Raw genomic sequence first — 12,420 nt, 5'->3', positions numbered from 1 at the left:
CACTGCCCATCCGGACCCCTGCACTCCCTGCGCCGATATGTTGGAATGATGGGAGAGAACGACGATCGCGCACGCAGACGACTCTCCCGACAGGTCCCCCGCTGGGCGACGATCGCCGTCCTCGCCTTCGCCGGCCTGTGCGCGTCCTTCATGTTCACCCTCGTCGTGCCCCTGCAGGCCGAGCTCCCCCGCCTGCTGAACGCCTCGCGCGAGGACACCACCTGGGTCGTCACGATCACTCTGCTCGTCGCGGCCGTCGCGACGCCGATCTCGGGCCGCCTGGGCGACATGTACGGCAAACGTCGCGTCGTGATCGTTCTGCTCGCGCTCCTGATCGTCGGCTCCCTCATCGCCGCCCTGTCGGGTTCGATCGTCGGCGTCATCATCGGCCGGGCCCTCCAGGGCGCCGTGACGGGCGTCGTGCCGCTCGGCATCGCGATCATGCGCGACGTCCTGCCGCCCGAACGTCTCGGCACCGCCGTCGCCCTGATGAGCGCGACCATGGGCGTCGGCGGAGCCGTGGGGATGCCGGTCGCCGCGCTCCTCGCCGAGAACGCCGACTGGCACTGGCTGTTCTGGCTCGCCGCGGCGCTCGGGCTGATCGGGCTCGCACTCGTGCTCCTCGCCGTGCCGGAGGACGTGCTCCGCACACCTGGTCGGCTCGACGTCGTCGGCGCGATCGGACTGGCCATCGGCCTCACCGGCATCCTGTTGTTCGTCTCCCGCGGCGCGCAATGGGGCTGGACCGCTCCTCTCACGCTCACCTGCATCCTCGGCGGACTCGGCGTGCTGCTCCTGTGGGGCTGGTATCAGCTGCGGACGACCGATCCCCTGCTCGACCTGCGCGTCGCCGCCCGACCCGCAGTGCTGTTCACCAACATCGCCGCGATCGGCATGGGATTCGCGCTGTTCGCCTCGAACGTGACCTTCCCGCAGCTGCTCGAGATGCCGGTCGCGACCGGTTCCGGCTTCGGGCTCGACATGGTGTCGGCGGCGCTCGTCGTGATGCCCGCCGGACTCGTCATGATGGTGATCTCGCCCCTCTCGGGGTGGCTCGAGCGCACGGTCGGACCGCGCCCGCTGTTCACCGTCGGCGCCTCCGCGATCGTGCTCGCCTACCTGTTCGTGCTGCTGTGGTCGAGCGAGGTGTGGCACATCCTCGTCGGCAACATCCTCATCGGCGTGGGCATCGGGTTCACATTCGCCGCCATGCCGATGATCATCATGCGCTCCGTGCCCGCCAACGAGACCGGTGCGTCGAACGGCCTGAACGCGCTGTTCCGCTCGGTGGGCACCTCGAGCGCCTCGGCCGTCATGGGCGGCGTGCTCGCGGCGATGAGCGTGGAGGTCGACGGCGCCGCCATCCCCACGCGTGCAGCATTCGACCTGTGCTTCTGGCTCGCGATCGCCGCGGGCGTCGTCGCCGTGGTGCTGTCGCTGTTCATCCCGCGTCAGCGCGCGAGCGAGCAGCATCCGTCACTGCCCGGCTGACGACGAGTCCCCCCCCCCCCCCCCCCCCACCCCCCCNCCCCCGTTCAGAGCACCCGCGGGTCCGGGTCGTCGTGACGCGGCGGACGAAGACGCGCGGGGATCGGCCACGGGAGCGAGAACCGCTGCGTCGGGGGCCGGGTCACGTCCCCGAAATCGTCGACCTTCACCACGATGCGCCCCGGAGTCCCGTCCTCATCCGGAGTGACCTCGAGGATCCGCACACGCAGCGCCCGGTCGCCCTCGCCCACGGAATCACCCTCGTCCTCACCCTCGAGCATCCACGGATCCGCGAGCCACGCGATGCCGTGATCCTCCAGAGCGGCCTCGGCGTCGAGCCACTCGACCGGCGCCGACACCGGACGCCCGAGCACGTCGACCGCGACCCAGCCGACGCCTTCGGGATGGATCCAGCCCAGCAGCTCGCCGTCGTCGCGGCGATGCGGGGTCCAGTCTGAGCGGGGCATGACCAGATAGCGTACTCCGACGAGTGCGTGTTCTCCGACTAGTACGTGTTCTCCGACTAGTGCGTGTATTCCATGAGCTCGACGCCCAGCACCCGGAACGCGTCGTGAGCCCGCAGGCGGTGTGTGATCGAGAGGTCGTCGAAGCAGACGATCATCGAGTATCCGACCCCCGCGCGCGGGCCCGCGAGCACGCCGGCTTCGGCACGCACCCCGCGGTCGCGACCCGTCTTGTTGATGAAGAGCAGCCCGTGAGCGTCGTGGTCGTGGGCGAAAGGATCCAGGCCCGTCGATGCCGCCACGAGGCTGAGATCCTGGTTCAGGCTGAGCCACTCCGCGACCTGCGCGCTCACCGGCGCATCGACCACCTGCGAGTTCACGAGGGCCGAGAACAGCCCCGCGAACTCCCGCGCCGAGCCCACCGCGACCTGCGGCGCGTCATCCGGGCCGCGCTCATCGCGGAACCGGTCGAGCAGCGCCGTGCGGCGCAGGCCGAGGTCTTCGATGCGCCGACGCACCCGGTCATGGCCCACACGGTGCAGAAGGGCGTTCACGGCGATCGGGTCGCCCGCCGTCGCCGCGAGGACCGCGAGATCCTCGAGCGGGAGCGCGGGGGCGTGCAGATGCCGCCACAGACCCGACGTCGACACCGAGTCGACGGCGCTGCGCTCGACGATCTCGAGCGGATCGAGCGCTCCGGCCTCGAAAGCCGCGGCGACCTCGATCAGCAACGGGACGACGCCGAGCCCCGCGACCGGCATCGTCACGTGGTCGTCGCCGGACAGGACGTGCACGTGGTTGTCGAGATCGACGACGTGCACCGACACCTGCGCCCCGGCATCCGCGAGCTGCTCGAGCGCCCGCAGCGTCGCCGTGAACGATCGACGTCCGGCCGCGGCACGGCGCGGCAAGCGGCGGCTGGCTCGCTGAGAGCGGCGCAGCGAGGCCAGAGGTGGCCCATCGACAGGCTCGGGAGCGCCCACGCGTGATCCTTACAGGGGGTGTGGATTGGCGGGTAGCCGCGGGGTTCGTCCCCCACGGCACGGATATCGTAACCCCGTCGGATGTGGATGCCCCACAGACGGCGGAGATTGGTCACCAGAACGTCACGCGGCGGAAACGGGAGAGCTCGCCGAATGGTGGGGAGCGCTCCCGACAGACTCCAGAGCATCGGACTCCGGGACACGAGCGCTCACCAGATCGTGACGCGCGAGCTCACCAGATCGTGACGCGCGAGCCCGCGGGGAGCCACAGGGCATCGGACTCCGTGACGCCGAAAGCGTCGTAGAACGCGTCGATGTTGCGGACGATCTGGTTGCAGCGGAACTCGTTCGGGGAGTGCGGATCGATCGTCAGCAGCCGCAGGGTCTCGGCCTCGCGGCTCTTCTGCTGCCACACCTGCGCCCACGACAGCAGCAGCCGCTGCACACCCGTGTAGCCGTCGACCATCGGAGCCTCGGCGCCGTCGAGCGAGAGCTCGTACGCCTTGAGCGCGATGCCGAGCCCGCCGAGGTCGCCGATGTTCTCGCCGATCGTCAGCGCGCCGTTCACGTGGTGCTCGGCGTCGAGCCCCTCCGGCACGAGCGCGTCGTACTGGGCGATCAGTGCCTTGGTCCGCTCCTCGAATGCCGCGCGATCGGCATCCGTCCACCAGTCCTCGAGCTTGCCGTCTCCCGTGTAGCGGCTGCCCTGATCGTCGAAGCCGTGTCCGATCTCGTGGCCGATCACCGCGCCGATGCCGCCGTAGTTCGCGGCCGCGTCGCGAGACGCATCGAAGAACGGGTACTGCAGGATCGCCGCGGGGAACACGATCTCGTTCATCGACGGGTTGTAGTACGCGTTGACCATCTGCGGCGGCATGTGCCACTCGGTGCGGTCGATCGGCTTCCCGACCTTGTCGACGTGGCGGTCGTGCTCGAAGATCGCCGCGCGACGCACGTTGCCGAGCAGATCCTCACGATCGATCGTCAGCGTCGAATAATCGCGCCACACCTCGGGGTGGCCGATCTTGGGCGTGAACGCATCGAGCTTCGCGAGCGCGCGCTCGCGGGTCTCGGCCGTCATCCATTCGAGCTCCGTGATGCTGCGCCGGTACGCCTCGATGAGGTTCGCGACGAGCTCATCCATGGCGGCCTTCGCCGTCGGCGGGTAATGCCGTTCGACGTAGACCTTGCCGATCGCCTCGCCGAGCGCCCCTTCCGTGACCGAGACACCGCGCTTCCAGCGCTCGCGGATGGAGGGCACGCCGGAGAGCTCAGTGCCGTAGAAGGAGAAGTTCTCCTGCACGATGTCGTCGGTCAGGTACGGCGCGGCCGCATGCACGACCTGGGCGCGGAGCCACGCCTTCCATTCATCGAGACGCTCGACGACGAGCAGCGTGCCGAGACCCTCGAGGAAGCTCGGCTGCGACACCACCACCTCGGCGAAGGCCGACGGGTTGCTCGGCGCCACCGCATCGCGCCACGGTGCCAGGTCGACGCCGATGAGCTGCTGGACCTCGTCCCAGGTCTTGAGGTTGTAGGTCGCGACCGCATCGCGGCTGCGCACGTTGTCCCAGTGGCGCGTGGCGATCTCGCCCTCGAGAGCGATCGACCGCTCGGCCTGCGCCGCCGCATCCTCGACGCCGGCGAGCGCGAGCAGACGCTCGAGGTGGGCCCGGTACGCCGCCCGCGTGCCCTCGAACGTGTCGAGGCGGTAGTAGCTCTCGTCGGGGAGAGACAGTCCGGCCTGCAGGATGACCGGGACGTAGCGCTCGGGATCGCCGGGATCGCCGTCGACGTAGAAGCCGAGCAGGTGGGCCCTGCCGTCCCGGTCGTACTCGCCGAGAACACGCAGCAGCTCGGGGATGCCGTCGATCGCGTCGATCTCGGAGAGCGTCGCGGCGAGCGGCGTCGCGCCCGCCGCGGCGATGCGCTCGGTGTCCATGAAGCTCGCGAACAGGTCGCCGATCTTGCGTGCGAGCGTGCCGTCGGCGGCATCCTGCGATTCCTCGATGATGGCTCGCACGTCCTTCTCGGCCTGCTCGGCCAGCAGGTGGAAGGATCCCCAGCGGGCCTTGTCACCCGGGATCTCGGTGCGGTCGAGCCAGGCGCCGTTGACGTGGCGGTACAGGTCGTCCTGCGGGCGGATGTCGGAGCTGAACTCGGTGGTCTCGAGGCCGGAGGGAAGCACGTCGGTCATGCGACCAGCCTAGGCCGCGGTCCGACATTAGGGACGGAGCGGATCCCCGGACGCGGAGGATCTCCGCGCCTCAGGTCCGGCGACGGATGCCGAACCGGCGGCGTCGAGGCGCGGCAGGGGCCTCGTCGGCCGCGACCGTGGTCCTCGCGGCACGGCGTTCCCGCCATGCCGCGATCTCGATGTCGACATCGCGCGTCGGGGTGACCACGGGAGGACCGCCCTGCAGCTGGCGCCGCGCCTCGATGACGCGGCGGTTGAAGTCCTCGAGCACCTCGCGCACATCGGCCTCGCGGCCGAGTGCGTCGAGCTGCGCGTCGAGGTCGCGATCCTCGGCGCGCAGCATGATGGCGGGAGGTCCGAGCCCCGTGAGATTCTCGGTCTCGATCTTGCGACGGATCCACCAGTCCGGGTCGTGGTGCCCGCCGAGACCCTCCAGGGGCTTGCCCGCGCCCGGCAGGTCATCGAACTCGCCGCGGCGGATCGCGACCTGGATCGCGGTCTCGATGTACGCCGCCCGATCGACGGCGGCTGCGACGCCGGGTGCGGATCCCGCCTCCGCGTCCTCCGGGCCGCGCTCGTCCGCGCTCTCGGCCCGCTGCTGAGCGCGATATCGGGCCGCGGCCTCCCGGGGATCCGACATGACTCACCTCCGCAGCATCGTCGACTCTGCCCGCGCTTCCAGCGTACGCCGCGCTCCTGAACCGGGCGTCGGCGGCAGCCCATAGGCTCGGAGGATGACCGAGCGCCCCCTCAACCGCGAGATCCTGCGGCTCGCCGTGCCGGCGCTCGGTGCCCTGATGGCGGAGCCGGCGTTCCTGATCGTCGACGCCGCACTCGTCGGACACCTCGGGACCACGCCCCTCGCGGGCCTCGGCATCGCGGGCGCCGTGCTGCAGACGATCGTCGGCCTGATGGTGTTCCTCGCGTATTCGACGACCCCGGCCGTCGCACGGCACTTCGGCGCGGGTCGTCCGGGCGACGCCGTGTCCGTCGGCGTCAACGGCATGTGGCTCGCGCTCGCGCTCGGCGCGGTGCTGGCCGCGGCGGGCGCGGCCAGCTCCCCCTGGCTCGTCTCTCTGTTCGGGGCGAGCGAGGCCGTGTCGGCCGAGGCGAACGCGTACCTCGTCGTCTCGATGTGGGGTCTGCCCGCCATGCTGATCGTGTTCGCGGCCACCGGTCTGCTGCGAGGGATGCAGGACACCGTGACGCCCCTGTGGATCGCGGGTCTCGGCTTCGGCGCGAATGCGCTGCTCAACCTGCTCTTCATCTACGGGTTCGGGTGGGGCATCGCCGGGTCGGCTGCCGGCACGGTCGTGGCCCAGTGGGGCATGGTCGGAGCCTATGTGCTCGTGGTGCGCCGACTCGCGGCACGCCATACGGCCTCCCTCCGGGTGCATCGCGAGGGTCTCGGTCGCACGGCCCGTTCGGGTGGGTGGCTGTTCCTGCGCACGGTCAGCCTGCGCGTCGCCCTGCTCGCGACGGTCGCGGTGGCGACCGGCATCGGCACGTCCGAGCTCGCGGGATGGCAGATCGTGTTCACGATCTTCTCGGCCGCCGCGTTCGCGCTCGATGCGCTCGCCATCGCGGCGCAGGCGCTGATCGGCAAAGAGCTCGGCGCCGGCGACGAACGCCAGGTGCATCGCGTCCTCCGGCGCACTGTGGCCTGGGGCGTGTGGTTCGGCGTCATCGTCGGCGCGGTCATCGCGGCACTGTCGGGCGTGCTGGGCATCGTCTTCACGGGCGATCCCGTCGTCGCGACGCTCGTCCAGCCGGCGCTGCTCGTCCTGGCCGTGGCGCAGCCCGTGGCCGGGGTCGTGTTCGTGCTCGACGGCGTACTGATGGGAGCCGACGACGCCCGCTATCTCGCGATCGCGGGCGGCCTCAACCTCGTGCCGTTCCTGCCAGTGCTGTGGATCATCGCGGCGAGCGGCGTGGACGCCGCGCCGGGGCTGGTCTGGCTCGCCGTGGCGTTCTTCGGCGTCTACCTGCTCGCGCGGCTCGCGACCCTCGGCTGGCGTGTCCGCTCGGGCAGATGGGTCGCCGCCGGCGCTCGGTGAGCCGACACTCCCCCTCCACCGACGGGGTCGCCGGCCGGGTTCTCCCCAGGCCCGGAAGTTTCCCGGAATACAGCACCGCCGCCCCCTGGCGCGCTCCGACATGATCGGCGGACACTGAAGGGATGCTGGGGATGAACGAACCACAAGTGTGGACAGTGATCGGCGTCTTCGCCGCCGGGATGTTCGGGACGATCACGATCGTCGTGACATCCTTCACGCACATCATGAAGACCGAGTTCGCGAGCGTGCGGAAGGAGTTCGGGAGCGAGTTCGCGAGCGTGCGGACCGAGATCGCGAGCGTGCGCACCGAGATGCGGAGCGAGTTCGCGAGCGTGCGCACCGAGATCAGCGCCGTGCACGGACGGATCGATCATCTGGATCGCGACGTCAACGCGATCTACCGGCACCTGTTCGGCATCGATCGCGGCTGACCGTCGATGTCGACGGCCCGAGGGCGCGGCTCAGCCAGCGTGCCGCCGGCACCACTCGTACATGATGACCGCGGCGGCCGCGCTCGCGTTGATCGAGCGGGTCGAGCCGTACTGGGTGATCTCGACGTGGGCGGATGCCGCGGCGAGCGCCTCCTCCGACAGCCCCGGCCCCTCCTGTCCGAACAGCAGCACACAGCGCTCGGGCAGGTCGGCACGGTCGACGGGCACGGCGCCGTCGACGTTGTCGACAGCGATCACGGGGAGGGCCTCGGCCGCAGCCCAGGCCGTGAACGCCGCGACGTCCTCATGGTGCACGACGTGCTGGTAGCGGTCGGTGACCATCGCCCCGCGTCGGTTCCACCGCCGACGCCCGATGATGTGCACGGTGTCGGCGAGGAACGCGTTGGCGCTGCGCACGATCGAGCCGATGTTCATGTCGTGCTGCCAGTTCTCGATCGCGACGTGGAACGGATGCCTACCGGTGTCGAGGTCGGCGACGATCGCGTCCATCCGCCAGTACCGGTAGCGGTCGACGACGTTGCGGGTGTCGCCCGTCGCGAGCAGCTCGCGGTCGTAGTGCTCCTCGGTCGGCCACGCGGCTTCGCCGCCGGGCCAGGGGCCGACCCCGTAGCCGGGCTGAGCCGACGATCCGTCGCGAGGCTCGTCGGGGTTCTGGGGCTCCATCCGGCCAGGCTATCCCGGCGCGTCGCGAACGATATTTAGGTAGACCGAAATATCCGCTATGGTTTCGGTGTGCCTAAAAATTCCATGATCGAGACGCCCGCTCCTCGCACGACCCCGCCCCGCAGTCTCTGGCTGCTCGGACCGGCCCTCGTCGCGGGTGTCGCGTATCTCGATCCCGGCAACGTCGCCAGCAATATGACCGCCGGCGCGCAGTACGGGTACCTCCTCGTGTGGATCGTCGTGGCGGGCAACGTCATGGCCTGGCTGATCCAGTACCTGTCGGCCAAGCTCGGCGTGGTCACCGGGCAGAGCCTCCCCGAGGTGCTCGGTCAGCGCCTGCACCGACCCTGGGCACGACGCGCGTACTGGTTGCAGGCCGAGCTCGTGGCGATGGCCACCGACATCGCCGAGGTCATCGGCGGCGCAGTGGCCCTCAACCTGTTGTTCGACATCCCCCTGCTGGTCGGAGGCGTCATCACGGGCGCGGTCTCCATCGCCATCCTCCTGGTGCAGAGCCGCCGCGGTCCGCGTCCCTTCGAGTTCGTGATCATCGGGCTCATGGCGATCATCACGATCGGCTTCGTCGCCGGCCTCTTCATCGCCCCGCCCGACCCGGCCGGGGTCGTCGGCGGTCTGGTCCCGCGCTTCCAGGACACGGGTTCCGTGCTGCTCGCCGCCTCGATCCTCGGCGCCACGATCATGCCGCACGCGATCTACGCGCACTCCTCACTCGCGCGCGACCGATTCGGCGCCGCAGCGCCCGGCTCCCCCGGCGAGACGGCCCGTACCGAGACTTCCCGCATCCGACGGCTGCTCACGGCGACCCGCTGGGACGTGTCGATCGCGATGATCATCGCCGGATCCGTCAACCTCGCCATCCTGCTGCTCGCCGCCGCGAACCTCGCCGGCGTCGACGGCACCGACTCGCTCGAAGGGGCGCACGCGGCACTCGCCGCTGGGCTCGGCCCGGTCGTCGCGACGTTCTTCGCGGTCGGCCTGCTCGCCTCGGGCCTCGCCTCGACCTCGGTCGGCGCGTACGCCGGCGCGGAAATCATGCACGGGCTGCTGCGCGTCCGCGTCCCGCTTCTCGCCCGACGCCTCATCACGCTGATCCCCGCGCTCCTCATCCTCGGGCTCGGCATCGACCCCACGCTCGCGCTCGTGCTCAGCCAGGTCGTGCTGTCGTTCGGCATCCCCTTCGCCCTCATCCCGCTCGTCGCCCTCACGGCACAGCGCCGTACCCTGGGTGCGTGGGCGAACCGGGTGTGGACCACCGCGGCCGGCATCGTCGCCTCGGTCCTGCTGATCGCCTTGAACGGCGCTCTGCTGTGGTTGGTGCTGACGGGGGCGTGAGCGCGGAGCGTGACCCACCCCGAATCACGGAGCCACCGCCCCCGGATTAGGCTCGGAGCATGTCTGCCGATCCCGCCCGCCGCACCGTCCGCATCCTGACCTGGATCGGGGTCGCGACGGGAGTGATCGGCGGCCTGCTCGTCGCCTTCCCGAAGGTCCTCCCGGTGGGTGGACCGTGGGTGCAGCTCGCACTCGGCATCGCGACGCTCGTGCTGGCGTTCCGCGCCCGCAAGCTCGGCATCGCCGAGATCGAGGGCTTCGACGGCCGGCTCTCACTGTTCGCCGCATTGCTCGGGTTCCTGGTCGTCTTCTTCGCCGGGCAGGTCGCGTTCGGCATCCTCGTCGCCGTCGCCAACTGAACCTCCCCCGGGCCGGGGCGCGGATCGGGCTCGCCTAAGCTGGACGGGTGGCCTCCCCCGCAGCAGACGACTACCTGAAGACGGTGTACGCGCACACCGAGTGGCAGAATGCGCCGATCACCCCGTCAGTGCTCGCGGCGAAGCTGGGCATCGCCCCCTCGTCGGTGACCGAGATGGTGAAGAAGCTCGCCGCCGCCGGTCTCGTCTCGCACGTGCCCTACGGCGCCGTGCGGCTGACGGATGCCGGAACGCAGCGCGCCCTCGCGATGGTGCGTCGCCACCGGCTGATCGAGACGTGGCTCGTGCAGGAGTTCGACTACGGCTGGGACGAGGTGCACGACGAGGCGGAGGTGCTCGAGCACACGATCAGCGACCGCCTGCTCGAGGGCATCGACGCGCGCCTCGGACGACCGCGCTTCGATCCGCACGGCGATGCGATCCCGGATGCCGAGGGCCGGGTCGACCGCGAGCCGTTCGTGCTCCTCGCGGATGCGCCCACCGGGCACAGCGCCAGAGTGCTGCGCGTCGACGACCGCGACCCTGACCTGCTCCGCAGCCTCGAAGCGCTCGGACTCGTCGTGGCGGCGGCCGTGACCACCACGGCATCCGGCATCACGATCGACGGCGCGGACGTCGACCTCCCCGAGGGCGCCGCCGACGTGGTCTGGCTGAGCGCATAGCGCGCCGACCGGTCACCTCCCGGCAACACTCGCCCAGTACGCTGAGCACATGGGACACCGCGACGACATCGAGTGCTGGCTGACCGACATGGACGGCGTTCTCGTGCACGAGAACACCGCCATCCCGGGCGCATCGGAGCTGCTCGCCGGCTGGGAGCAGAACGAGATCCCGTACCTCGTGCTCACGAACAACTCGATCTTCACGGCGCGCGACCTCTCTGCGCGACTGCGCGCGAGCGGCCTCACCGTGCCCGAGGAGCGCATCTGGACCTCGGCGCTCGCGACCGCGGACTTCCTCAAGCAGCAACTGCCCGGCGGTTCGGCGTTCGTGATCGGCGAGGCCGGCATCCTCACGGCGCTGCACGAGGCCGGGTTCATCATGACCGAGACTCATCCCGACTTCGTCGTCGTGGGAGAGACGCGCAACTACTCGTTCGAGGCGATCACGAAGGCCATCCGCCACATCATCAACGGCTCGCGCTTCATCGTCACGAACCCGGACGCGACGGGGCCCTCGGCCGACGGCGTGCTCCCCGCGACGGGCGCGATCGCGGCGCTCATCACGAAGGCCACCGGCAAGGAGCCCTACGTCGTCGGCAAGCCGAACCCGATGATGTTCCGCTCGGCGCTCAACAAGATCGGCGCGCACTCGAAGAAGACGGGCATGATCGGCGACCGCATGGACACCGACATCGTCGCGGGGATCGAGGCGGGCCTCCACACCGTGCTCGTGATGACCGGTATCAGCGACCAGGCCGAGATCGAGAAGTACCCTTTCCGCCCCGACGAGATCGTCGACTCGGTCGCCGACCTGCTCCCCACCGTCACGGAGTCGATCCCGACCCTCGACGAGGACTGACGGGCGACCGGGCCATGGGCGCACTCGACGAGGGCGAGCGGATCAGCGCGGCGGACGCGGCGGTGTGGCGCGCCTGGCTCGAGCAGAACCACGAGCGCGCGGCGGGCGTCTGGCTGCTGAGCGTGCGCGGCGGCAGGGGCGAGGGCGTGGGCTACGACGACGCCGTCCGGCAGGCACTGTGCTTCGGCTGGATCGACGGCCCCGTGCGGACCTTCGACGACACCACGGTCGGGCAGTGGTTCTCACCGCGGCGACCGGGGAGCGGCTGGGCGGCCACCAACAAGGCGCGCATCGCGGAGCTCGAGGCGGCGGGGCTGCTGGCTCCCGCCGGCATCCGAGTGCTCGAGATCGCCAAGGCCAACGGATCCTGGACGGTGCTCGACGGTCCGGAGGCCGGGATCGAGCCGCCGGAGCTGACCGCGGCGCTGGATGCCGTCCCCGCGGCTCGCGCGCACTGGGACGCGTTCCCGAAGTCCGTGAAGAAGTTCGGACTCACGCACATCGCGATGGCGAAGCGCCCGGAGACGACGACCGCCCGCATCGCGAAGATCGTCGCGGATGCCGCGGAGGGGAAGCGCCCATGACCCAGCAGGATGTGCTGTTCCTCGTCCTGATCCTCATCGGGGTCAGCTCGCTGACGATCGTCATCGTGCAGTTCGTGCGCTCCCGCCGACGCGGCCCGGACGATGACGACGGCCGCGCGGGCTGGTGGGAAGGTCCGTGGGAGGACGACGACCGCAAGCGCTGAGCGGGCGCAGTGAGACGAAACGCCCTCAGCGCAGCGTCAGGCTCCGCACCCGGTCGTCGAGCGAGCGCAGCGAGACGAAACGCCCTCAGCGCAGCGTCAGGCTCCGCACCCGGTCGT

Annotated in this window: 14 protein-coding genes; 9 read left to right on the top strand and 5 right to left on the bottom strand. The window is 70.3% G+C overall.

Going from position 1 to position 12,420, the window contains the following annotated elements; genetic code table 11:
• The first annotated feature begins 48 nt into the window (after positions 1 to 48).
• Positions 49 to 1,491: an MFS transporter gene (locus tag AKH00_RS07775; protein ID WP_050722177.1), complete on the top strand. Its 1,443-nt coding sequence runs from the start codon at positions 49 to 51 to the stop codon at positions 1,489 to 1,491.
• A gap of 44 nt (positions 1,492 to 1,535) precedes the next feature.
• Here the strand turns inward: AKH00_RS07775 and AKH00_RS07770 are convergent, their stop codons facing one another.
• The 4 genes from AKH00_RS07770 to AKH00_RS07755 form a co-directional block, all read right to left on the bottom strand.
• The gene (locus AKH00_RS07770; protein ID WP_050722176.1) at positions 1,536 to 1,955 is read right to left on the bottom strand and encodes a hypothetical protein; all 420 of its coding nucleotides are present in this window, start codon (positions 1,953 to 1,955) and stop codon (positions 1,536 to 1,538) included.
• 56 nt (positions 1,956 to 2,011) lie between these two features.
• Positions 2,012 to 2,935 carry a serine hydrolase gene (locus AKH00_RS07765; RefSeq protein ID WP_050722175.1) on the bottom strand — a complete coding sequence of 308 codons (924 nt, stop codon included), beginning with the start codon at positions 2,933 to 2,935 and terminating at the stop codon, positions 2,012 to 2,014.
• Between the two features lie 232 nt (positions 2,936 to 3,167).
• Entirely contained in the window at positions 3,168 to 5,132 is a 1,965-nt protein-coding gene (locus AKH00_RS07760; RefSeq protein WP_050722174.1) for a M13 family metallopeptidase, read from the bottom strand.
• Positions 5,133 to 5,202: 70 nt separating this feature from the next.
• On the bottom strand, positions 5,203 to 5,772 hold the full coding sequence (locus AKH00_RS07755) for a J-domain-containing protein (RefSeq protein WP_050722173.1): 570 nt from the start codon (positions 5,770 to 5,772) through the stop codon (positions 5,203 to 5,205).
• Positions 5,773 to 5,866: 94 nt separating this feature from the next.
• Between AKH00_RS07755 and AKH00_RS07750 the strand changes: the two genes are divergently transcribed.
• Both AKH00_RS07750 and AKH00_RS07745 read left to right on the top strand, forming a co-directional pair.
• Complete coding sequence (locus AKH00_RS07750) at positions 5,867 to 7,189, top strand: MATE family efflux transporter (protein ID WP_050722172.1); 1,323 nt, start codon at positions 5,867 to 5,869, stop codon at positions 7,187 to 7,189.
• A 131-nt stretch (positions 7,190 to 7,320) separates the two neighbouring features.
• The gene (locus AKH00_RS07745) at positions 7,321 to 7,620 is read left to right on the top strand and encodes a hypothetical protein (protein WP_050722883.1); all 300 of its coding nucleotides are present in this window, start codon (positions 7,321 to 7,323) and stop codon (positions 7,618 to 7,620) included.
• Positions 7,621 to 7,650: 30 nt separating this feature from the next.
• Here the strand turns inward: AKH00_RS07745 and AKH00_RS07740 are convergent, their stop codons facing one another.
• Positions 7,651 to 8,304 carry a TrmH family RNA methyltransferase gene (locus tag AKH00_RS07740; protein WP_050722171.1) on the bottom strand — a complete coding sequence of 218 codons (654 nt, stop codon included), beginning with the start codon at positions 8,302 to 8,304 and terminating at the stop codon, positions 7,651 to 7,653.
• An 84-nt stretch (positions 8,305 to 8,388) separates the two neighbouring features.
• Here AKH00_RS07740 and AKH00_RS07735 point away from each other — a divergent pair, with 84 nt between their 5' ends.
• The 6 genes from AKH00_RS07735 to AKH00_RS18140 are packed head-to-tail and all read left to right on the top strand — an operon-like array spanning position 8,389 to position 12,303.
• On the top strand, positions 8,389 to 9,657 hold the full coding sequence (locus AKH00_RS07735; protein WP_152926167.1) for an Nramp family divalent metal transporter: 1,269 nt from the start codon (positions 8,389 to 8,391) through the stop codon (positions 9,655 to 9,657).
• Between the two features lie 59 nt (positions 9,658 to 9,716).
• Positions 9,717 to 10,016, top strand: a complete 300-nt coding sequence (locus tag AKH00_RS07730) for a hypothetical protein (protein WP_050722169.1) — start codon at positions 9,717 to 9,719, stop codon at positions 10,014 to 10,016.
• Positions 10,017 to 10,063: 47 nt separating this feature from the next.
• Positions 10,064 to 10,696 carry a metal-dependent transcriptional regulator gene (locus tag AKH00_RS07725; protein ID WP_050722168.1) on the top strand — a complete coding sequence of 211 codons (633 nt, stop codon included), beginning with the start codon at positions 10,064 to 10,066 and terminating at the stop codon, positions 10,694 to 10,696.
• Positions 10,697 to 10,745: 49 nt separating this feature from the next.
• Positions 10,746 to 11,555 (top strand): HAD-IIA family hydrolase, encoded by an 810-nt coding sequence (locus tag AKH00_RS07720; protein ID WP_050722167.1) that lies wholly within the window; start codon positions 10,746 to 10,748, stop codon positions 11,553 to 11,555.
• Between the two features lie 14 nt (positions 11,556 to 11,569).
• A complete protein-coding gene (locus AKH00_RS07715) occupies positions 11,570 to 12,139 on the top strand; it encodes a YdeI/OmpD-associated family protein (RefSeq protein WP_050722166.1) in 570 nt (189 codons plus the stop codon).
• Positions 12,136 to 12,303, top strand: a complete 168-nt coding sequence (locus tag AKH00_RS18140) for a hypothetical protein (protein WP_200903821.1) — start codon at positions 12,136 to 12,138, stop codon at positions 12,301 to 12,303. The genes AKH00_RS07715 and AKH00_RS18140 overlap by 4 nt, the downstream gene beginning before the upstream one ends.
• Positions 12,304 to 12,420 lie beyond the last annotated feature (117 nt).

Origin of the sequence: Microbacterium sp. GCS4 (assembly GCF_001262495.1) — a bacterium.
GTDB lineage: Bacteria > Actinomycetota > Actinomycetes > Actinomycetales > Microbacteriaceae > Microbacterium.
This window is presented reverse-complemented; position numbering and strand designations above follow the sequence as displayed.